The organism is Halomonas sp. IOP_31, from assembly GCF_021151495.1.
GTDB lineage: Bacteria > Pseudomonadota > Gammaproteobacteria > Pseudomonadales > Halomonadaceae > Modicisalibacter > Modicisalibacter zincidurans.
Window position 1 is genome coordinate 87,352 of record NZ_JAIRBP010000006.1, and the last position, 20,547, is coordinate 107,898.

Annotated in this window: 15 protein-coding genes; 10 read left to right on the forward strand and 5 right to left on the reverse strand. The window is 67.2% G+C overall.

What is annotated here, in order from left to right:
• Nucleotides 1-312 precede the first annotated feature (312 nt).
• The 4 genes from K7I12_RS05295 (at nucleotide 313) to K7I12_RS05310 (ending at nucleotide 4,951) form a co-directional block, all read left to right on the forward strand.
• Nucleotides 313-1,425: a Bug family tripartite tricarboxylate transporter substrate binding protein gene (locus tag K7I12_RS05295; RefSeq protein ID WP_051907403.1), complete on the forward strand. Its 1,113-nt coding sequence runs from the start codon at nucleotides 313-315 to the stop codon at nucleotides 1,423-1,425.
• Nucleotides 1,426-1,512: 87 nt separating this feature from the next.
• Nucleotides 1,513-2,991, forward strand: coding sequence for a tripartite tricarboxylate transporter permease (locus tag K7I12_RS05300; RefSeq protein ID WP_031383349.1), 1,479 nt, complete (start codon nucleotides 1,513-1,515; stop codon nucleotides 2,989-2,991).
• Nucleotides 2,991-3,452, forward strand: a complete 462-nt coding sequence (locus K7I12_RS05305) for a tripartite tricarboxylate transporter TctB family protein (protein ID WP_031383350.1) — start codon at nucleotides 2,991-2,993, stop codon at nucleotides 3,450-3,452. The genes K7I12_RS05300 and K7I12_RS05305 overlap by 1 nt, the downstream gene beginning before the upstream one ends.
• Nucleotides 3,453-3,466: 14 nt before the next feature.
• Complete coding sequence (locus K7I12_RS05310; protein ID WP_031383351.1) at nucleotides 3,467-4,951, forward strand: aldehyde dehydrogenase; 1,485 nt, start codon at nucleotides 3,467-3,469, stop codon at nucleotides 4,949-4,951.
• A 15-nt stretch (nucleotides 4,952-4,966) separates the two neighbouring features.
• Here K7I12_RS05310 and K7I12_RS05315 read toward each other — a convergent pair whose 3' ends face one another.
• Entirely contained in the window at nucleotides 4,967-5,653 is a 687-nt protein-coding gene (locus K7I12_RS05315; protein WP_231663341.1) for a GntR family transcriptional regulator, read from the reverse strand.
• Nucleotides 5,654-5,764: 111 nt separating this feature from the next.
• On the opposite strand from K7I12_RS05315, the gene tcuA reads away from it, so the two are divergent.
• The 6 genes from tcuA to K7I12_RS05345 all read left to right on the forward strand — a co-directional run bounded on the left by tcuA (nucleotide 5,765) and on the right by K7I12_RS05345 (nucleotide 13,718).
• Nucleotides 5,765-7,204, forward strand: a complete 1,440-nt coding sequence (gene tcuA / locus K7I12_RS05320) for an FAD-dependent tricarballylate dehydrogenase TcuA (RefSeq protein WP_051907404.1) — start codon at nucleotides 5,765-5,767, stop codon at nucleotides 7,202-7,204.
• Nucleotides 7,191-8,303 (forward strand): tricarballylate utilization 4Fe-4S protein TcuB, encoded by a 1,113-nt coding sequence (gene tcuB, locus K7I12_RS05325; protein ID WP_231663344.1) that lies wholly within the window; start codon nucleotides 7,191-7,193, stop codon nucleotides 8,301-8,303. The genes tcuA and tcuB overlap by 14 nt, the downstream gene beginning before the upstream one ends.
• Nucleotides 8,304-8,410: 107 nt before the next feature.
• Nucleotides 8,411-10,789, forward strand: coding sequence for a Tex family protein (locus K7I12_RS05330; RefSeq protein ID WP_031383355.1), 2,379 nt, complete (start codon nucleotides 8,411-8,413; stop codon nucleotides 10,787-10,789).
• Between the two features lie 112 nt (nucleotides 10,790-10,901).
• The gene (gene gshA / locus K7I12_RS05335) at nucleotides 10,902-12,503 is read left to right on the forward strand and encodes a glutamate--cysteine ligase (RefSeq protein ID WP_031383356.1); all 1,602 of its coding nucleotides are present in this window, start codon (nucleotides 10,902-10,904) and stop codon (nucleotides 12,501-12,503) included.
• 106 nt (nucleotides 12,504-12,609) lie between these two features.
• Nucleotides 12,610-13,122, forward strand: a complete 513-nt coding sequence (locus K7I12_RS05340) for a disulfide bond formation protein B (RefSeq protein ID WP_231663346.1) — start codon at nucleotides 12,610-12,612, stop codon at nucleotides 13,120-13,122.
• Nucleotides 13,123-13,214: 92 nt separating this feature from the next.
• A complete protein-coding gene (locus tag K7I12_RS05345; RefSeq protein ID WP_031383358.1) occupies nucleotides 13,215-13,718 on the forward strand; it encodes an Rsd/AlgQ family anti-sigma factor in 504 nt (167 codons plus the stop codon).
• Between the two features lie 312 nt (nucleotides 13,719-14,030).
• Here K7I12_RS05345 and guaD read toward each other — a convergent pair whose 3' ends face one another.
• The 4 genes from guaD to xdhA are packed head-to-tail and all read right to left on the reverse strand — an operon-like array spanning nucleotide 14,031 to nucleotide 20,218.
• Nucleotides 14,031-15,344, reverse strand: coding sequence for a guanine deaminase (gene guaD, locus K7I12_RS05350; protein WP_031383359.1), 1,314 nt, complete (start codon nucleotides 15,342-15,344; stop codon nucleotides 14,031-14,033).
• The gene (gene xdhC / locus K7I12_RS05355; protein WP_231663348.1) at nucleotides 15,341-16,261 is read right to left on the reverse strand and encodes a xanthine dehydrogenase accessory protein XdhC; all 921 of its coding nucleotides are present in this window, start codon (nucleotides 16,259-16,261) and stop codon (nucleotides 15,341-15,343) included. Before xdhC ends, guaD begins: the two co-directional genes overlap by 4 nt.
• A complete protein-coding gene (xdhB, locus tag K7I12_RS05360; protein ID WP_231663350.1) occupies nucleotides 16,258-18,780 on the reverse strand; it encodes a xanthine dehydrogenase molybdopterin binding subunit in 2,523 nt (840 codons plus the stop codon). Before xdhB ends, xdhC begins: the two co-directional genes overlap by 4 nt.
• Nucleotides 18,764-20,218, reverse strand: coding sequence for a xanthine dehydrogenase small subunit (xdhA, locus tag K7I12_RS05365; protein ID WP_231663352.1), 1,455 nt, complete (start codon nucleotides 20,216-20,218; stop codon nucleotides 18,764-18,766). The genes xdhB and xdhA overlap by 17 nt, the downstream gene beginning before the upstream one ends.
• Between the last annotated feature and the right edge of the window lie 329 nt (nucleotides 20,219-20,547).

Genomic DNA, 20,547 nt, shown 5'->3' on the forward strand with positions numbered 1-20,547 from the left:
CATCGCGACGCCCCAATGTTGTCAGTGTTGCCCGCCGGCATTGTCGGTGGCGAGTGCCGCCCGTCTGGAGCGTCTCCCTGACCATGAATGCCTTGGCAATATAGCAAGCTTTCCAAGTTAAAGAACACTCTTGCATATTAATGCAGCCATTTGCATACTCAGGTACACAATAATAATTACATGCCTCTCAAGCCTTAGCGCATCGCACCGACTCGGTATGGGTTTCGAGTGGTTGCGATACCGATGAACAACAATGCCAGCCATCGGGTGCGGGTGCCGGAGAACCGGCGGCCCCGCTCAGGAGAATCGACCATGAACAACGATGTACGCCTTCGTACCGGCCGCATTGCGGCCACTCTGCTAGCCGCCGCCGGCCTGTCGCTGGGAGTAGCGACGACGGCGACGGCACAGACCGAGCAAGCCGAGCTCAACGGCTTCTACGACGACGAGACACTGGAGATCCTGACGCCATGGTCGCCGGGCGGTGGGGCGGATACCTGGGGCCGCTTCGTGGCCGCCACGCTGCCGCCGTACCTCGGCGATGACGCCAGCATCCAGGTCGTCAACCGCCCGGGTGCAGGCGGCGTTCAGGGCACCAACGAATTCGAGCTGCGTACCGCCAGCGACGGCTTCACGGTGCTGCTGCAGAGCGCCGGTCAGGTATTTCCGTTCATGTACGGCTCCGATGCCGTACGCTACGATTTTCGCAATTACGCGCCGATCGCCGCCATGGCGCAAGGCGGGGTCGTCTACGCGCGCTCCGACCTGGGCATCGAGGATCCGCAGCAGCTGTGGGAAGCCGACAACCTGATCTACGGCGAGGTCTCGCCCCAGGCCATCGGCTCCACGGCGCTGGCGGCCTTCGCCTTGCTCGACCTGCCGCACCAGGCGATCTTCGGCTACCAGAGCCGTGGCCCGGCACGTCTGGCCCTCGAGCAGGGCGAGACCAATATCGATTTCCAGACCACTAGCGCCTACACCGCGAACGTTCAGCCGTTGGTCGACGAAGGCATCGCGGTGCCGTTATTCAGCATGGGCGTCATCAACACCCAGGGTGAACTGGTGCGCGACCCGGCGTTCCCCGAGCTGCCGACGGTGGCCGAAGTCTACGAGGAGCGCTACGGCGAGAAGCCCTCGGGGCTGGCCTGGGATGCCTATCGTGCGGTGCTCTCGGCCGGCAGCATCAAGATGCTGTGGGCCAAGAAGGATGCCCCCGAAGCCTCCATCGAAGACCTTCGCCAGGCGTTTCGCGATGCGCGTCAGGATCCCGAATTCATCGCCGAGTCCGAAGCCACCAACGGGCCCTACGAGTGGCTGGTCGGCGAGGAGGCCTACACGGCGATGAGCTCGACCCTCGACGTGTCCGACGAGGCGCTCGACTTCCTGCGCAAGACCTTCCGCGAGCGTTACGACGCCGATCTCTGACGGCGACGCGCCTCGACAGGAGAGGGCTTCGGCTGAAAGAGCCAAGGCTTCTCTGCTGTATTCTGCCATGTGAAGGGAGCACTTGCCGTGTTCGAAGCTGCGCTCGAAGCGTTATCCATCGTGCTCGATCCCTCGCGACTGATGTTCATGCTGCTCGGCGTGAGCGTAGGGCTGATCGTCGGCATCCTGCCGGGGCTGGGCGGGGTGGTCGGCATGTCGCTGCTGCTGCCGTTCGTCTACGGCATGGATACCTACGCCGCCATCGCCATGCTGATCGGCATGGCCGCGGTGATCGCGACGGCCGATACCTTTCCCAGCGTGCTGATCGGGGTGCCCGGCTCGGCCGGCTCCCAGGCGACGGTGCTCGACGGCTATCCGCTGGCCCAGCAGGGGCGAGCCGGCCTGGCCCTCAGCGCGGCCTTCAGTGCCTCGCTGATCGGCGGACTGATCGGCGCGCTGGTACTGTTCATGATCCTGCCGGTGGCGCGGCCGGTGATCCTGTCGTTCAGGTCGCCGCACCTGTTCATGCTGACCGTGCTGGGACTGTGCGTGGTCGGGTTGCTGGCCGGCAAGTATCCGTTTCGCGGCATCCTGGCGACGCTGTTCGGTATCCTGATCGCGATGCTCGGTTCGGCACCGGCCTCGGTGACCTTTCGCTTCGTCGGCGACAGCACCTACCTGATGGATGGCATACCGTTGGCGATCCTCGCCATGGGCCTGTTCGCGGTGCCCGAGATCATCGACCTGCTGGCCGAGAATCGCGCCGTCTCCAAGGTCAAGACGCTGTCCGAAGGCTGGAGGGCGGGGATCAAGGCAACCTTCACGCATCGCTGGCTGGTGCTGCGTTCGTCGGCACTGGGCGTCGCGGTGGGGGCGATACCCGGTCTCGGCGGCTCGGTGGTGGACTGGCTGTCCTACGGCCAGGCGATGCATACCACCAAGGACAAGAGCCGCTTCGGCCAGGGCGAGATCCGCGGCGTGATCGCCCCGGAAAGCTCCAACAACGCCAAGGAGGGCGGGGCGCTGATCCCCACCCTGCTGTTCGGCATTCCCGGCAGCGGCACCACGGCGGTACTGCTGGGCGGGCTGATCCTGCTGGGCATCCAGCCGGGGCCGTCGATGCTGACCTCCAACCTGCCGGTCACCCTGACGGTGGTCTGGACGCTGGCGCTGGCCAATGTCGTCGGCGCACTGGCGTGTTTCCTGCTGTCGCGGCCGATCGCCCGGCTGAGCATGATCCCGGCCAGCAAGTTCGCGCCTTTCCTGATCATCGTGATGATGGTCGGCGCCTACCAGAATACCCGTCACTGGGGCGATCTGGTGGCTTTCCTGGTAGTCGGCCTGATCGGTTGGCTGCTCAAGACCTATGACTGGCCGCGCGCCCCGGTGCTGATCGGCTTCGTGCTGGCGCCGAGCATCGAGCGCTACCTGACCATCTCGGCCTCGCGCTATGGCTGGTCGTGGCTGGCCGACCCGATCGTCATCGCGATCGGCCTGGTGTCCATCGCGGTGGTGGTGGCCGGGGTGCGCGTCAAGGGCAAGAGCCAGACTCGGGAGGCCTCGTGATGTCCCGCCGTCTAGTCGAAGAACTGGTGTTCATGGCGATCGTCGCCGTGATTCTGGTGGCCATGCTGTGGGCGGCCATGGACTATCCGTTCACGGCACGGCTGATGCCTCAGGTGGTCGCCGGCGCGGCCTTGCTGCTGCTGATCGTGGAGTTCGTGCTGACCGTGCGCCGCTCGCGGCACGTGACCGCCGCCGAGCACGGCGAACCGCTGACCGGCGACAAGCTTAAACGCACCATGCCCTACCTGCTGTGGCTGGCCGCGTTGTATGTCTGTATCTCATTGATTGGACTGGTTATATCGGCGGCGCTGTTCTGCGCGGCCTTCGGCTATTTCGTCGGCAAGCTGCGCTGGTGGTCGGCACTGCTCGGCAGCGCCTTGCTGGTGGTGTTCCTGATCGTGCTCGGCGAGGGCTTCAACCTCGACTGGCCGGCGGGCTATTTCTTCTCGCCGTTTCACTGACGCCGGAGACGTGTATGAGTACCCACGATTACAGGTTGCGTATCGGCGACAGCTGGCGGGCGGCCGAAGGCGATGCCAGCTTCGCCGCCATCAATCCCTTTAATCAGACGACCTGGGCGCGTGTCCCCGAGGCCAGTGCGGCCGACGTCGACGCCGCGGTGGCTGCTGCGCGCACGGCCTTCGATAACGACGGCTGGGGTCGCTCGCCCGGCCTTGCGCGGGCGACTCTCCTTCATCGCCTCGCCGAGCTGCTCGAGGGCGACGCCGAGCGCATGGCGCAGCTCGAGACCACCGACAACGGCAAGGTGATTCGCGAGACCCGCGTGCAGATGCGCTTCGCGGCACGCAACTACCGTTATTTCGCCGGCTGGGCCGACAAGCTGCACGGCGAGACGCTGCCGCTCGATCGTCCCGAGCTGTTCGACTACACCACCCGCGAACCGCGGGGCGTCGCCGCGCTGGTGACCTCGTGGAACTCGCCGATGGCGATCCTCGCCAACAAGCTGGCGCCGGCCCTGGCGGCGGGTTGCACGGTGGTGATCAAGCCCTCGGAAGTGGCCAGCGTGACCACCCTCGAGTTCGCCGCGCTGTGCGAACGGGCCGGCTTCCCGCCCGGGGTGGTCAACGTGGTGACCGGCGGCGGCGAGGTGGGCTCGGCGCTGACCGGCCATGCCGACATCGACCTGATCAGCTTCACCGGCGGCACAGCGACAGGCCGGGCGATCGCGCGGGTGGCTGCCGAGGCGCTCAAGCCGGTGACCCTGGAGCTGGGCGGCAAGTCGGCCAACATCGTCTTCGACGATGCCTCGCTGGAGCAGGCGGTGACCGGCGCGGTGGCCGGAATCTTCGCCGCCGCCGGGCAGACCTGCATCGCCGGGTCACGGCTGCTGGTCCAGCGTGGGCTCTACGAGCGGGTCTGCGAGCGGGTCTGTGCGCGGGCCGCGGCGATCCGCCTCGGCGATCCGCGCCGCGACGACACCGAGATGGGCCCGGTCGCCAATCCCGTGCAGCACGAGCGGGTGTTGGGGTTCATCGAGCGCGCCCGGCGCGATGGCGCGACGCTCAAGGTCGGCGGTCGGGCGCCGGACAGCGCCGCATTGCAGGCTGGCTGCTTCGTCGAGCCGACGGTGTTCACCGGGGTCGCCCCCGACAGCGAGCTTGCCCGGGAGGAGGTATTCGGCCCGGTGCTGGCGATCATCCCGTTCGACAGCGAGGACGAGGCCGTGGCGATCGCCAACGGCACCGACTATGGGCTGGTCGCCGGGGTCTGGACGCGCGATCTGGCGCGGGCCCATCGCGTGGTCGGACGGCTACGGGTCGGCAGCGTGTGGATCAATACCTACCGCGCCTCGGCGGCGCAGGCGCCGTTCGGCGGCGTCAAGGCCAGCGGCTTCGGCCGCGAGCGCAGCCATCACGCCCTCAACGAGTACCTGGACATCAAGAACGTGATGATCGACCTGGGCGACGAGGTGCGCGATCCCTTTGCACTGCGGACCTGAGCGCTGCGCAGCTGATCAGGTCTCGCCCTCGAAGAATGCCTCGAGACGCACCTTGTAGGCCTCGCGGATGTGGGTGCGGGCGTGTTGCTCGGCGGCGTCGGGATCGCGGCTCTCCAGTGCCGTGACGATGGCGGCGTGCTCCTGGCGCGCAGTCTGGGGGCGTCCCGGCTTGGCCAGGGTGCTGCGCCCCAGCAGGACCATCGAATCCTGCAGCGAATGCAACATCTTCAGCAGGTAGCGGTTGTGCGCGCAGCGATACAGCGTGCTGTGGAACAGCTTGTTGTTCTTGACCAGGTCGAGAGTCTCGGTGAACTGCTCGTCGCGTTCGCTGATCTCGCGCAGGAAGGTGATCTCGACGTCGGAGGCGTGGCGTGCCGAGAGCCGTGCGGCGGTGCCCTCGAGCACCTCGCGCATGGCATACAGTTCGCTGACCATGCCGTGGTCGAGCTCGGTGACGATCGTGCCGCGGGCCGGGTCGTTGGCCACCAACCCCTCCATCTGCAAGCGGTTGAGCGCCTCGCGAACCGGGGTTCGGCTCAGCCCGGTGCGCTCGGCCAGGTCGACTTCGCGGATGCGCGTACCGGGGCGCAGCGAACCCTCCTTGATGGCCTCGACGATGTACCGGTAGGCCTGTTCGCTGCGCGGTTCGCCGCGCTCGTTGGCGGACGCCGCCGGGGATTTGCGTGACTTGCTTTCTGCCATGGAGCTGCCTGTCCGATCGACGCTTTGGCGCACATGATAATCCTCCATACATGGCTTGTCATTTTGAACACTGATGGATACAGTTGTATTTAGTAGCTACGGGAGGGGTCGATGATCGTCTCATCGCTCGGACGGCCGATAGATAAACAGGCGCTTACCGGCCATGACGTGCTGGTGATCGGCGGCGGCAATGCCGCCTTGTGCGCGGCGCTGTCGGCTCGCGAGCGGGGCGCCAGCGTGCTGCTGCTGGAGAGCGCGCCGCGCGAAGTACGCGGCGGCAACAGCAGCCATACCCGCAACCTGCGCTGCATGCACCGTGCGCCCACCGATGTGCTGACCGACGCCTATCTGGAGGAGGAATTCTTCGAGGACGTCTGGCGGGTGACCGGCGGCAACACCAACGAGGCCCTGGCGCGGTACGTGATTCGCGCCTCGGAAACCTGCACCGACTGGATGAGGGGCTACGGCGTACGCTTCCAGCCCTCTCTGGGCGGCACCCTGCACCTGGGGCGGACCAACGCCTTCTTCCTGGGCGGCGGCAAGGCGCTGGTCAACACCTACTACAAGGCCGCCGAGCGGCTGGGGGTGACCATCATCTACCAGGCCGAGGCCGAGCGGCTGGTCTTCGATGGCACGCGTTTCGATCATGCCCTGGTAACGCTGGGTGACGAGCAAGTGAGGGTGAGCGCCAAGGCGGTGGTGGTCGCCTCGGGCGGGTTCGAGTCCAACCTGGAGTGGCTCGAAGAGGCCTGGGGGCCGGTGTCGCGCAACTTCCTGATCCGCGGCACGCGCTTCAACCAGGGCAAGATGCTGCGCTCGCTGCTCGACAACGGCGCCAAGTCGATCGGCGACCCGACCCAGGGCCATGCCGTGGCGATCGATGCGCGTGCGCCAAAATACGACGGTGGCATCGTCACCCGCGTCGATTGCGTATCGCTGGGCATCGTCGTCAATCGCGAGGGCCGGCGCTTCTACGACGAGGGCGAGGATTTCTGGCCCAAGCGCTACGCGATCTGGGGGCGGCTGATCGCCCGCCAGCCGGACCAGATCGGTTATTCGATCACCGACGCCAAGGCCGAGGGCCGCTTCATGCCGTCGGTGTTCCCGCCGGAGCGCGCCGACAGCCTCGACGAACTGGCGGTAAAGCTCGATCTGCCGGTCGAGGCGCTCAGACGCACCGTCGACGAGTTCAACGCCGCCGTGCAGCCCGGCCACTTCGACCATAGCGTGCTCGACGACTGCCGTACTCAGGGCGTCACGCCGGAGAAGACCCACTGGGCACAGCGCATTGATACGCCGCCCTTCTACGGTTATCCGCTGCGCACCGGTATCACCTTCACTTACCTGGGCGCCGAGGTTGACGACCGGGCGCGCATGTACATGGACAACGGCGAACTCGCCGACAACGTCTTCCTCGCCGGCGAGATCATGGCCGGCAACATCCTGGGGCAGGGCTACGTGGCCGGATTCGGCATGACCATCGGCACGGTTTTCGGGCGCACCGCAGGTACACAGGCAGGAGGCTACGCGAAGAGCCATGCAACGGATTGAGACCCTGATCGACGAAGCGCGCCACAACATGACGGTGTGCAACGCGTGCCGCTACTGTGAAGGCTTCTGCCCGGTCTTTCCGGCCATGGAGCGGCGCCTGACCTTCTCCCGCGAGGATCTCAACTACCTCGCCAACCTGTGCCACAACTGCAGCGAATGCCTTTACGCCTGCCAGTACGCGCCGCCGCACGAGTTCGCCGTCAACGTGCCCAAGTCGATGGCCAAGCTGCGCGCGTCCTCCTACCGCGAATACGCCTGGCCGGGGCCTTTGGCGCGGCTGTTCGACCGCAACGGGCTGGTCTCGTCGATCGCCCTGGCGCTGGGCATGACGCTGATCCTGCTGGTCGCCATCGCGCTCAACGGTGGTCTCGCGGGATTGTTCGGCGCCCGGCACGGCGGCGACTTCTATGCGCTGATGCCGCACAACGTGATGGCGGGGCTGTTCGGCGGCGTCGCGCTGTTCGTCGTCCTGGCGCTGGCGATGGGCTTCGTCGGCTTCTGGCGCGAGAGTGGCGAGGGCGCGCGGGCGCTGTTCGACCGTGGGGCCTGGCGCGACGCGCTGAGCGAGGCCGCGTCGCTGCGTCACCTGCACGGCCAGGGCGACGTCGGTTGTACCTATCCCGACGAGTACCACTCCCATTGGCGGCGGCGCTTTCATCATTTTACGGCCTACGGTTTTTTGCTGTGTTTCGCGGCCACCGTCACCGGAACCTTCTATTACTACCTGCTCGGCTGGGTGGCGCCCTATGAGCTCGTCAGTCTGCCCAAGTTGTTCGGTATTCCCGGCGGGCTGGGCCTGCTGGTGGGCCCGGCCGGACTGTTCTATCTCAAGCTCAAGCGCGATCCGGCGTCCGGGGACGGCCGCCAGCTGGGCATGGACATGGCCTTCATCGCGCTGTTGTGGCTGAGCAGTCTGAGCGGTCTCGTACTGATGCTGTTTCGCGAGTCGTCGGCACTCGGCCTGCTGCTGGTGATCCACCTGGGCATCGTGCTGGCGCTGTTCGTCACGCTGCCCTACGGCAAATTCGTGCATGGCCTGTATCGCCTGGGCGCGCTCTATCGCAACGCCCTGGAGCGCCGTCGCGGGGGAGCCGGCTAGCCCAGCTCGCGAGTGCCAGACGGGCGGTGCAGCGAAAGCGTTTGTGGTACCTTGTCGCGAACTTTTTGTATCGCTGGATCGCCAGCCGCTGGAACGCCAAGGATTTCATGGACGCCCAAGCCCAGATCATCGCCCGCCTCGCCGGGGAACTCGCCGTTCGTCCCGACCAAGTCGCCGCCGCCGTGGAAATGCTCGATGGCGGCGCCACCGTGCCGTTCATCTCGCGCTACCGCAAGGAGGCCACCGGCGGCCTCGACGACGGCCAGTTGCGTGAACTCGAGGAGCGCCTGCGCTACCTGCGCGAGCTCGAGGAGCGCCGCGCCGCGGTGCTTGCCAGCATCGACGAGCAGGGCAAGCTCACGGCCGTGCTGGCCGCCCAAGTGCGCAACGCCGACACCAAGCAGCGCCTGGAAGACTTGTACCTGCCTTACAAGAAGAAGCGCCGCACCAAGGCCCAGATCGCCCGCGAGGCCGGGCTCGAGCCACTCGCCGCTGCACTGCTCGCCGACCCGACGCTGGACCCCGAAAGCGAGGCCCAGAATTACCTGCGTGCGGCCGACGGCGACACCCCGGCCGTCGAGGATGCCAAGGCGGCGCTGGACGGCGCCAAGCAGATCCTCATGGAGCGCTTTGCCGAGGACGCCGAACTGGTCGGCCGGCTGCGCGACCGGCTGTGGGGAGAAGGCGAGCTGCGCGCGCGGGTGATCGACGGCAAGCAGCGCGAGGGCGCCAAGTTCTCCGATTACTTCGAACACGACGAACGCCTCGCCAAGGTGCCTTCGCACCGCGCGCTGGCGATGTTCCGCGGTCGCAACGAAGGCGTGCTGGCGCTGAGCCTCAGGCTGCCCGGCGAAGATGAAGCGCCGGTGCACCCGGCCGAGATCGCCATCGCCAAACACGTCGACATTCACGACGCCGGGCGCGCCGCCGATCGCTGGCTGCGCGAAGTGGTGCGCTGGACCTGGCGGGTCAAGCTCTACACCCATCTCGAGACCGAGCTGATGGGGCGGCTGCGCGAGCGCGCCGAGCTCGAAGCGATCGGGGTGTTCGCCGCCAACCTCAAGGATCTGCTGCTCGCCGCCCCGGCCGGCCCGCAGGCGACGCTGGCGATCGATCCGGGCTTGCGTACCGGCTGCAAGGTGGCGGTGGTCGACGCCACCGGGCAATACCTCGAGCAGGCGGTGATCTATCCGCATGCGCCGCACAAGCGCTGGGACGAATCGCTGGCGACGCTGGCCCGGTTGGCCGACAAGCACGCCGTGAGCCTGATCGCCATCGGCAACGGCACCGCCAGCCGCGAGACCGACAAGCTCGCTGGCGAACTGGTCAAGCGCCTGGCCGCGCAGGACGCCTCGCGGCGGCTCGCCAAGGTGATGGTCAGCGAGGCCGGCGCCTCGGTGTATTCGGCCTCCGAGCTGGCGGCGCGGGAGATGCCCGATCTCGACGTGACCATTCGCGGTGCGGTGTCGATCGCCCGGCGCCTGCAGGACCCATTGGCCGAGCTGGTCAAGATCGAGCCCAAGTCGATCGGCGTCGGCCAGTACCAGCACGACGTCTCCCAGGTGCAGCTCTCGCGCAGTCTGGAAACGGTCATCGAGGACTGCGTCAACGCCGTGGGGGTGGACCTGAACACCGCCTCCGGGGCGCTGCTCTCGCGAGTTTCGGGGCTCAATCCGGGACTCGCCGAGAACATCGTCGCGCGGCGCAACGAGCGCGGGGCGTTCCGCAATCGCCGCGAGCTGCTCGAGGTCAGCCGGCTGGGACCGCGGACCTTCGAGCAGTGCGCCGGTTTCCTGCGCATCATGAACGGCGACAACCCGCTCGACGCCAGCGCCGTGCACCCGGAAGCCTACCCGGTGGTGACGCGGATCGCCGAGCGCGGCGGCCGGCAACTGGCCAGCCTGATCGGCGACAGCGCCTTGCTGAAATCGCTCAAGCCCGCCGACTACGTCGACGACAATTTCGGCGTGCCGACGGTGACCGATATCCTCAAGGAGCTCGACAAGCCTGGGCGCGACCCGCGGCCCGAGTTCAAGGCCGCCGAGTTCCGCGAGGGCGTGGAGACGCTCAAGGATCTCGAGCCCGGGATGATCCTCGAGGGCAGCGTGACCAACGTCACCCACTTCGGCGCGTTCGTCGACATCGGCGTTCATCAGGATGGCCTGGTGCATATCTCGGCGCTGGCCGAGAAGTTCATCGACGACCCGCGCCAGGTGGTCAAGGCCGGCGATATCGTCAAGGTCAAGGTCATGGCCGTGGATATCGAGCGCGCGCGAATCGGCCTGTCGATGCGCCTGAGCGACGACCCCCAGGCCGAGGAGGGGGCGCCGGCCCGGGGCGCCCGGCGCCAGCAGGGCGACGGCGAGCGGCGCAACAAGGGCGCGCGCCGCGGCGGCGCGGACAAGCGAGCGAGTGGCGATGGCGCTGGCAATGGCGGCATGGGGGCGCTGGGCGAGGCGTTGCTCAAGGCCCGCAACAAGCGCTGAGCTATCGTCATGATCGTTAGCCTTGAAAGGGCTGCGCCAGTCACCATAATCTGACCTTCACCCACCGCCGCGGCATGCGGCGGTGAATCGCCTGCAACCGGGGGTGTTCAACTTGTCCGAGCAACTAGTCAAGGCCGTCGAGCGGCTCAAGGGATTGGCCCGCGAAGGGCGGCTGGGTCGCTTGCGCCGCGGCGTCGAAAAGGAAGGGCTGCGCCTCGACCGTCAGGGGGCGATCGCTCAGACGCCGCATCCCCGGGCGCTGGGGTCGAAGCTGACCCATCCGCACATCACCACCGATTACTCCGAGTCGCTGCTCGAATACATCACACCGGTCTACTGTCGCCCCGAAGACGCGACGGCGTTTCTCGCCGACCTGCATCGCTTCAGCTATCGTCACCTGGACGATGAACTGATCTGGCCGGCGAGCATGCCCGGCCGCCTGAACGGCAACGACAGCGTGCCGATCGCCGATTACGGGCGCTCCAATGTCGGCACCATGAAATCGGTTTATCGCAAGGGCCTGGACGTGCGCTATGGGCGGATCATGCAGTCGATCGCCGGCGTGCATTACAACGTCTCGCTGCCCGAGGAAGTCTGGCCGTTGCTGCGTGAGCTCGAGGGTGCCCAGGACAAGCCGCTGAACGGCTATCGCTCGGGACGCTACTTCGACATGATCCGCAATTTCCGGCGCAACAGCTGGCTGCTGCTGTATTTGTTCGGCGCCTCGCCGGCGCTGGATCGCAGCTTTCTGACCGGCGCGGTGCCCGACAAGCTCAAGACCCATGCCCGCGATACCCTGGTGTCGCCATATGCCACCAGCCTGCGGATGTCCGACCTGGGCTATCAGAACAAGGTCCAGGCGCAGCTCAAAATCTGTTTCAACTCGCTGTCCAACTACGTCGGTACCCTGCGCCACGCCATCAGCACTCCATGGCCGGCTTACCAGCGCCTGGGCGTCAACAAGGGCGGCGAATGGCGTCAGCTCAACGCCAACATCCTGCAGATCGAGAACGAGTACTACAGCGACATTCGTCCCAAGCGCGTGGCGCGCCACGACGAGACACCCACCCAGGCGCTCGAGGCGCGCGGCGTGGAATACATCGAAGTGCGCTGTCTCGATCTCAACCCGTTTCTGGCGCTGGGCATCGACGAGACGCAGATGCGCTTTCTCGATACCTTCGTGATGTGGTGCCTGCTCGCCGGCAGTCCGTGGATTCCCGACGAGGAGTGCGACCGGCTCGACGACAATCGCCAGGCGGTGGTCGAGCGTGGTCGCGACCCCTCGCTCACGCTGGCCATCGATGCCCGCGAAGAGCAATTGGCGCGGCGCGCCGAGACGATCTTCGATGAACTGCGCGAGGTGGCCGGACTGCTCGACACCATCGAGGCTTCGCAGGCGCATGCCTCGGCGCTCGACAGTCTGGCGCCGTTGCTGCGCCAGCCCGAGCGCACGCCCTCGGCGCGCTTGCTCGAGGTGCTCGAGGAAAGCGGCGACGAATTCGTCGACTACATGCTCGAGATGGCCGGCGAGCAGGCCACGCGGTTTCGCCGCGAGCCGCTGGACCCTGCCCGCGAGGCGCTGTTCAGCCAGCTCAGCGAGACCTCACATCAGCAGCAGGGCGACATCGAGGCCGGCGATCGCGAAAGCTTCGCGGCCTTCCTCGAGGCCTATTTCGCGCGCGCCCGGGAACCGCGGCCCGCGTCGGCAGTCTGAGCGACTCATTCGGGTCCGCCTGGTGGCCCCGAATTCTCTGCAATTGACATTTACTGACGGGAGCGCCCGAATGGCGGCTAGCTTGAGTGGAACGTGGACGCGGCGGATGACGGTTCGCCACTGGAGTCTGGCCGGCCTGGCCTTCTGTGCGCTGATGATGGCGGTGGCGTTGGCGCTGCAGTACGTGGCGGGGCTCGAGCCCTGCCCGCTGTGTATCTTCCAGCGTATCGCGGTGATCGCCACGGCGCTGGTCTTGCTGATCGCGGCGATCCACAATCCGCGTGGCTGGGGCGGCGGCGTCTACGGCCTGCTGGGGCTGGCGACGGTTGGCAGTGGCATTGCCCTGGCCAGTCGCCACGTCTGGCTGCAATCGCTGCCGGCCGATCAGGTGCCCAGCTGCGGGCCGGGGCTCGGCTACATGATGGACGTCCTGCCGTTGTGGGACGTGCTTTCACGCGTCCTGTCGAGCTCCGGCGAATGCGCTGCGGTGGAGGGCATATGGCTGGGCGTGACCCTGCCGCAGTGGACCTTGGTCGGATTCCTGGTCCTGGCGTTGGTGCCCATCGCATTGATTGCTCGCGGCTTTGTGAACGCACGCCGCAGCGGGCGCCGCGACTAGCCGACGAATCTTGCGCATCCAGGATTGACAGCCGTGCGACCACGAGGGACGCTGAACTTCCGCAGGCTGCATGAATGCATGGAGGCAGGACAATGCTGGAAGATTGCAAGACCGCTCAGGAGCGCTGGGGCGGCGTCCACCGACTGATCGATCGCTGGTTCGAGGAGCGTCGCGAGATGCTGGTCGCCATGCTGGAGCTTCAAGAAGCTTGCGATGCGGACCCCGAAGTAATCACCAAGGAACAGATCGACCGCTTCAGCGAGCTGCTGATGGACTACATCAGCGCCGGGCATTTCGAGATCTATCCACAGTTGCGCGAGGAGGCCGAGCAGTTCAATGACCATGAGGCGCTGAAGCTCGCCGAACAGCTGCTGCAGCGCCTGGAAATGTCGACCGGCATGGTGCTCGAGTTCGACGAAGATTACTCGACGCCGACCCGTTGTCAGCACTATCTGTTCCGCTTGCCGGCGTGGATGAATCGCCTGCGCAAGGCGTTGACCGAGCGTTTTACGCTCGAGGATCAATTGATCAGTCGCCTGCATGCCGCGCATTCGCCGCCGCCGGCCCCCGAGGTAGCGCCCAGCGCGGCCTATTGAGCCACCTTGAGTCTGGAGGCTTTTGCGGAAGGGCGTTTATTCGCGATAATTTCGCGATAATGCAGCCCGGTCCATCGGGAATGAATTCCCGCCCACTAGGCGTCTGTCGGGCTTGGCCGATCGTCACGAGAAGCACGGGTTTCGAGTCAAATTTATCGATCGATTGAGGCGAATAGCGCGCTATTTAACGAAATGGATCGATGGAATTGGCCGAAAGGCCGGGATTCGCAGTAGGTCAGTGTCAAGTCCGACGGGGTCCTAGAACAGTACCCCCCTCTGGAACAAGGTGAGCTCCCTATCACTCAGCCTTCGTCACGCCCCTCGTCGATGCACGCAGCGGCCGTTGGCCCAGGTGGCGTGCACGGCGCGGTCGTCGCCGAGAATCATCAGCGCGAACAGCCGCTCGGCCAGCGTTTCGGTGCGCGCGGTCCGTCGCGAGAGCAGCGGTGTCGCACGTGGATCGAGGGCCACCAGGTCCGCTTCGGCGCCCTCGCGAAAGCGCCCGATATGCTCATCGAGGTGCAGGGCGCGGGCATTGCCCAGCGTCAGCCGGTAGAAGCCCTGCCAGGCGGTGAGTGGTTGAGCGAGCAACTGGCCGACCTGGTAGGCCGCCTTGAGCGTGGCGAACCCGGAAAGATCGGTGCCGGCGCCCACGTCGCTGGCCAGCGAAACCGCCAGCCCGGCTTCACGGCAGGCATGGCGGTCGAACAGACCGCTGCCCAGATACAGATTCGAGGTGGGGCAGAAGGCGACATTGGCGCCTGCCGCGGCGAGCCGGCGGCGTTCGTCCATCGATAGATGAATGCCGTGGGCGAAGGTGCTGCGCGGGCCGACCAGTCCGTGGCGCTCGTAGACATCGAGATAGTCGCGGGCCTCGGGAAACAGCTCGGCGACCCAGTCGACCTCGCCGCGATTCTCGGAGATATGCGCCTGCAGGTAGACATCCGGTGCATTGCGCAACACGCCGCCGACGGCGTCGAGTTGTGCGCGGCTCGAGGTCGGCGCGAAGCGCGGGGTCAGCGAATAGCTCAGCCGATCCTTGCCATGCCAGTCGGCGATCAGCCGTTCGCTGTCGTCGACGCCGCCCAGCGCGGTGTCGGTCAGCGCCTGCGGTGCGTGACGATCCATCAGCACCTTGCCGGCGAGCATACGCAGGCCGCGGCGCCGAGCGGCGGTGAAGAAGCTATCCACCGAACCGGGGTGCGAGGTGCAGAATACCTGGGCGGTGGTGGTGCCGACGCGCAGCGTCTCGTCGAGGAAGGCCTCGGCGACGTTGTCGGCGTGGGCGCGCTCGGCGAAGCGGCACTCTTCGGGGAAGGTGTATTCGTTGAGCCAATCGAGCAGTTGCCGGCCGTAGGAGGCCATGATATCGAGCTGCACGTAGTGCACATGGCTGTCGATGAAGCCGGGCATCATCAGCTTGTCGGAGTAATCGACGTGGGCGATGCCGGCGGGCAGTTGCGCGGCGATCTCGGCGTAGGCGCCGACTGCGCGAATACGGCCGTTCTCCAGCCATAGCGCACCGTCCTCGATGTGCAGCACGCTGCCGGCGGCCGGCGTGTCGTCCTCGCCGGGGTCGTCGTTGAAGCTCAGCAGGGGGCCGCGCAATACTCGGGCGTCGCTCATCCAGGGTCTCCGGAAGGAGTGGCGGAAGAGGAGGTTGCGGAAAAAGGGGCGGCGACCGGGGCGCTCGAAAAGACCTCGCGCAATCGGCGTGGCTCGATGCCGCGGTGCGCATGTCGTTCGCTTTCGATTTCGCTGGCGCTGGCCGGCGTGAGCGTCAGCAGTTCGGCGGCCACGGCCAGGGCGATCTCGTAGGGGCGCTTGCCGGTCGCCCGGGGAATGCCGATCGGGCAGCGCACCCGGGTCAGTGCGGCCTCGTTGTGGCCGGCGGCGGCCAGCCGGCGGCGAAAGCTCGCCCATTTGCTGGGCGAGCCGATCAGGCCGATGGAGGCGAGGTCGTCGCGGCCCAGCAGCGCATCGATCAACGCACGATCCTCGCCGTGGTCGTGGGTCATTACCAGCACGTGGCTATGCGCCGGCAGTGAGGCGGCATCACTCGCCGGGTCGGCGCTGCGCCGGCAGGCCAGTCGCGGTTGCCCGGTGGCCCAGTCGGGAAAGACGCCATCACGGCTGTCGAACCAGGCCAGGCGCCAGGGCAGCGGGACGAGCAGTTGGACCAACGCCTGGCCGACATGCCCCGCGCCGAACACCGCGACCGTCATCTCGGCGCCGGGGAACACCTCGATCAACACGTGCACGTAGCCGCCGCAGCATTGCCCCGAGCGCGCGCCCAGCGGGAAGGCCTCGAGTCGCGGGCCGCCCTGGCCATCGTCTTGTGAAGCGCGCAGCGCCTGGCGGGCGACGTCGATTACCTGGTATTCGAAGCCGCCGCCGCCGAGCGTGTCGTGAACGGCATCGGCGGTGATCACCATCTTGGCGCCGGGTTCGCGCGGCGTGGAGCCGGCCGCGCCGACCACGCTGGCCAGCGCGTGGGGCTCGCCGGCCTGCTGCAGGCGGTGCAGCGCCGCGTGCCAGCTCATGGCGTAGAGCCGTTCACTGATCGACGCAGCGCTTGTGCCGCCATCAACACGCGCTCCGGGGTGGCCGGCGTATCCAGGCGTGGCGACTGGCGATAGTCGCTCAAGCTGGACAGCGCATCGCGCAGCGCCGACCACACCGAGATGCCGAGCATGAACGGCGGCTCGCCGACCGCCTTGGAGCGGTAGATGCTGGCCTGCGAGTTGGGATGGCCCTGGAGCAGCTCGACGTTGAACGCCGGCGGCAGGTCGCCGTAGGTGGGGATCTTGTAGGTCGCCGGGCCGTCGCTGAGCAGGCGGCCCCGGGCGTCCCACTTGAGCTCCTCGCTGGTCAGCCAGCCCATCGCCTGGATGAAGCCGCCCTCGACCTGACCGGTGTCGATCGCCGGGTTCAGCGAATCGCCGACGTCGTGAAGGATGTCGACCCGCTCGACGCGGTACTCGCCGGACAGCGTATCGAGACTGACTTCGGCGACCGCCGCGCCGTAGGCGAAGTAGTAGAACGGCCGGCCGCTGCCGGTGTCGCGGTCGTAATGGATCAGCGGCGTGGAGTAGAAGCCGTTGGCGGACAGCGAGATGCGCGACAGATAGGCGGCCTGGACCAGCTCGCCCCAGGCGATACGCCGGCTGCTTTCGCCATGCCCGGCGAGCAGTTCGCCGCCCGCCAGGCGCATGCCTTCGCGATCCAATTGATAGTGTTCCGCAGCGAAGTCGAACAACCGCTCGCGAAGCTGGCTCGCCGCATCGCGGGCGGCCATGCCGTTGAGGTCGGCGCCGCTCGACGCCGCGGTGGGCGAGGTGTTGGGCACCTTGTCGGTGCGCGTGGCGGTGATCCGCACGCGCGCCATGTCGAGGCCCAGCTCGCGGGCCGCCACCTGACAGATCTTGGTATGCAGGCCCTGGCCCATCTCGGTACCGCCGTGGTTGATCATCACGCTGCCATCGGTATACACGTGCAGCAGCGCGCCGGCCTGATTCAAGTGCCTGGCGGTGAACGAGATGCCGAACTTGACCGGGGTCAGCGCCAGGCCCTTCTTGACGACCGGGCTGGCGGCGTTGTGGGCACGGATCGCCTCGCGGCGCGTCCAATAGTCGCTGCTGAGCTCGAGACGTTCGACGATCTCGCTCAGCAGCGGGTACTGATCGACCTGCTGGCCGTAATGGGTGACGTCGCGGCCGGCGCGGTAGAAGTTGCGCTTGCGCACGCTCAGCGGGTCCTCGCCGAGGTGGCGGGCGATGTCGTCCATCGCCGCCTCGATGATCATCATCCCCTGGGGGCCGCCGAAGCCGCGAAAGGCGGTATTCGAGGCGGTATGGGTGCGCGCGCGGTGGCCGGTGACGCGAGCCGCGCCCAGCGAGTAGGCGTTGTCGGCGTGGAACATCGCGCGATCGACGATCGCCTCGGAGAGATCCGGCGAGTAGCCGCAGTCGCCGATCACGGTGATCTCGCCGCCGGCCAGCACGCCCTCGGCGTCGAAGCCCAGCCGGTAACGATTGTAAAACGGATGGCGCTTGCCGGTGGCACGCGTGTCCTCGGCGCGCGGCAGGCGCAGCCGGGCGGCGCGGCCGGTACGCCGGGCGATCAGCGCGGCGATGCACGCCCACGGCGAAGCCTGGGTTTCCTTGCCGCCGAAGCCGCCGCCCATGCGCCGGGTTTCCACCGTCACCGCATGAAAGGGCACGGCGAGCACCTCGGAGACCAGCTTCTGGGTTTCGCTGGGATGCTGGTTCGAGGTATAGACGACCACGCCCTCGTCCTCGCTGGGCGTGACCAGGCAGGCCTGGCCCTCCAGGTAGAAATGCTCCTGGCCGCCGACGAACTGCTCGCCTTCGAGGACGTGCTCGGCCTCGCTCAGCGCCTGCTGCCAGTCGCCGCGCTGCTGGACGTGGGTGGGGCGCACCACGTCGCCGCGCTCGGCGGCTTTGAGCGGATCGAGACTCGCCGGCTGCTCGTCGATCTCGACCACCGCGGCCCTGACCGCCAGGCGCGCCGCCTTGTGGCTGGTAGCGGCGACGGCGAACAGCGTCTGCCCGGCGTAACTGATCTCGTCGTCGACGAACAGTGGGTCGCCGGGAAACACCGGGCCGATATCGGTATGTCCGGGGATATCGATCACGGTGATCACGTCGACCACCTCCGGGGCGCGCTTGACTGCCTCGAGGTCGAGCCGGGTCAGGCGGCCGTGGGCCACCGGCGAGAAGCCCAGCGCTATATGCAGGGCGTCGGCGGGGGCCGGCAGGTCGTCGATGTAGGCGGCGCGCCCGATGACGTGCTTGATGGCGCTCTCGTGGCGGTGCGAATCGCTTGCCGGCGTGCGCGGCTGCGGATCGCGGGCCAGCGGGCCGTCGCCCTTGTTGCGGCCGACCTGTTCTTTACGCACCTCGGCGGATTCGTGACCAACCGCTGGCGCGGCTTCGGGCGCCTTGGCCGGCGCGGCTTCGGGCGCCTTGGCCGGCGCGGCTTCGGGCGCCTTGGCTGGCGCGGTTTCGGGCGCCTTGGAAAGCCTAGTGAGCGTACGCATCGAGCGACACCTCCGCGGTGGTGGATTCGAGCCCCAGGCGCAGCCGTTCGAGCAGGTTGGCGGCGACCGTCAGGCGGTATTCGCTCGAGCCGCGCACGTCGCTGAGCGGCTGGAAGTCGTCGCGCAGCGCGGCCTTGGCGTCGGCAAATACGCTTGGGGTAGGTGCTTGGCCCTCGAGTGCCGCCTCGGCGGGCGCGCAGCGGCGGGGAATCGCCGCCATCCCGCCGAACGCCAGGTGCACGTCGCGCAGCATGCCGTCCTCGAGGCGCCAGGCGAACGCGGCGAGCACCGTGGAAATATCGTCCTCGCGGCGCTTGGCGATCTTCCACACCTTGAGGTGCTGAAGCTGGCTCCGCCGTGGCAGGAAGATCGCGCGCAGAAACTCGCCGTCGTTCAATGCGGTCCGCTTGTAGTCGAGGAAGAAGTCGCCGACCGGCAGCTCACGCGGCCCGGCCGGGCCGTCGATGGCCAGCCGCGCGCCGAGCGCCAGCAGTACCGGCGGGGTGTCGCCGATCGGTGAGGCGTTGGCGATATTGCCGCCCAGCGTGGCGCGGTTGCGGATCTGCAGCGAGGCGAAGCGCTGCATCAAGTGGGCGAAAGCCGAGAAATGCTCGGCGAGCAGCGGCTCGAGCCGTGAATAGGTCACCGCAGCGCCGACCCACCAGCCTTCGGCGGTCTCCTCGATGCGCTGAAGCTCGGCGACCCGGCGCAGATCGATCAGCTCCGTGAGCGGCTTGAGCTGCTGGGTGGCCTCAAGCCACAGGTCGGTGGCGCCGGCGACCAGCCGTGCATGCGGTCGCTGGCGGCGCAGCTCGCGCAGCGCGTCCAGCGTGGTCGGCACGGCGTAATGCCCCGGTGCCGGCGAGCGCTGGCTGGCATCATGGGCGAGGGCGGCCACGTTGGCGGCCAGCGCCGGATCGTCGGCCCAGCTCGGCTGCGTATCGGGATACTCGCTCATGCGCAGCGCCGCATCGCGGATCGGCCGGTAGCCGGTGCAGCGGCACAGGTTGCCGCCGAGCGCCGCTTCCAGACGCGCGGGCGTCAACGGCGTCGGAACGCGGCGTTGGGCTTGGTGCAGGGTGAACAGCGACATCACGATGCCGGGAGTACAGAAGCCGCACTGGCTGGCGTGACAATCGACCATTGCCGCCTGGACGGGATGCAGGGCGTCGCCGCGGGCCAGGCCCTCGACGGTGACCAGGTGGCAGCCGTCGAGCTGATGGGCGGGGACGATGCAGGCATTGGCGCTGCGGTAGGCCAGCTCGCCACTGGCGTCGGGCTCGCCGATCGCCACCGTGCAGGCCCCGCAATCGCCCGAGGCGCAGCCCTCCTTGGTGCCGGTCCGGCCCAGCGCGCCGCGCAACAGCTCGAGAACGCTGGTGTCGGCGCTGGCATCGGCGCACTGCTGGCGTCGGCCATTGAGATAGAAGTCGATCATCGCGGAAGCTCGTTGTTGTCGCTGTTCGAACCGGGGATTGACCGGCCAGGAAATGAATTGACCGAATGGTCAGTTTCAGCGTCGCGCATTCTCATTGCTTGTGCAAGAGACTAAGGAAGAGACACAGGGCAGCATTGTCGCTCGGGGCTGATCCGTCGATAAGCCTGCGAGGAGGCGCTGTGAATACCTCCATGTACGCTACCGACGCCATCCATGGCGCCGGACCTCCTCTTCGGCTTATTCCCCGCGCCCCTCGTCAGTTCAACTGCGACTGTCCTGGCAAGAGACATGCCGCATCCGCCAGCGCGCGTTCTACGCGGCGGGCGCCA

Excerpts from the sequence above, each read along its gene's own strand:
- tcuA (WP_051907404.1), top strand. The coding sequence starts at position 5,765 with ATGATCGTCTCATCGCTCGGACGGCCGATAGATAAACAGGCGCTTACC.
- K7I12_RS05305 (WP_031383350.1), top strand. The coding sequence starts at position 2,991 with ATGTCCCGCCGTCTAGTCGAAGAACTGGTGTTCATGGCGATCGTCGCC.
- xdhA (WP_231663352.1), bottom strand. The coding sequence starts at position 20,218 with ATGATCGACTTCTATCTCAATGGCCGACGCCAGCAGTGCGCCGATGCC.
- tcuB (WP_231663344.1), top strand. The coding sequence starts at position 7,191 with ATGCAACGGATTGAGACCCTGATCGACGAAGCGCGCCACAACATGACG.
- K7I12_RS05330 (WP_031383355.1), top strand. The coding sequence starts at position 8,411 with ATGGACGCCCAAGCCCAGATCATCGCCCGCCTCGCCGGGGAACTCGCC.
- K7I12_RS05295 (WP_051907403.1), top strand. The coding sequence starts at position 313 with ATGAACAACGATGTACGCCTTCGTACCGGCCGCATTGCGGCCACTCTG.
- K7I12_RS05315 (WP_231663341.1), bottom strand. The coding sequence starts at position 5,653 with ATGGCAGAAAGCAAGTCACGCAAATCCCCGGCGGCGTCCGCCAACGAG.
- K7I12_RS05340 (WP_231663346.1), top strand. The coding sequence starts at position 12,610 with ATGACGGTTCGCCACTGGAGTCTGGCCGGCCTGGCCTTCTGTGCGCTG.
- xdhB (WP_231663350.1), bottom strand. The coding sequence starts at position 18,780 with ATGCGTACGCTCACTAGGCTTTCCAAGGCGCCCGAAACCGCGCCAGCC.
- K7I12_RS05345 (WP_031383358.1), top strand. The coding sequence starts at position 13,215 with ATGCTGGAAGATTGCAAGACCGCTCAGGAGCGCTGGGGCGGCGTCCAC.
- K7I12_RS05310 (WP_031383351.1), top strand. The coding sequence starts at position 3,467 with ATGAGTACCCACGATTACAGGTTGCGTATCGGCGACAGCTGGCGGGCG.
- xdhC (WP_231663348.1), bottom strand. The coding sequence starts at position 16,261 with ATGAGCTGGCACGCGGCGCTGCACCGCCTGCAGCAGGCCGGCGAGCCC.
- guaD (WP_031383359.1), bottom strand. The coding sequence starts at position 15,344 with ATGAGCGACGCCCGAGTATTGCGCGGCCCCCTGCTGAGCTTCAACGAC.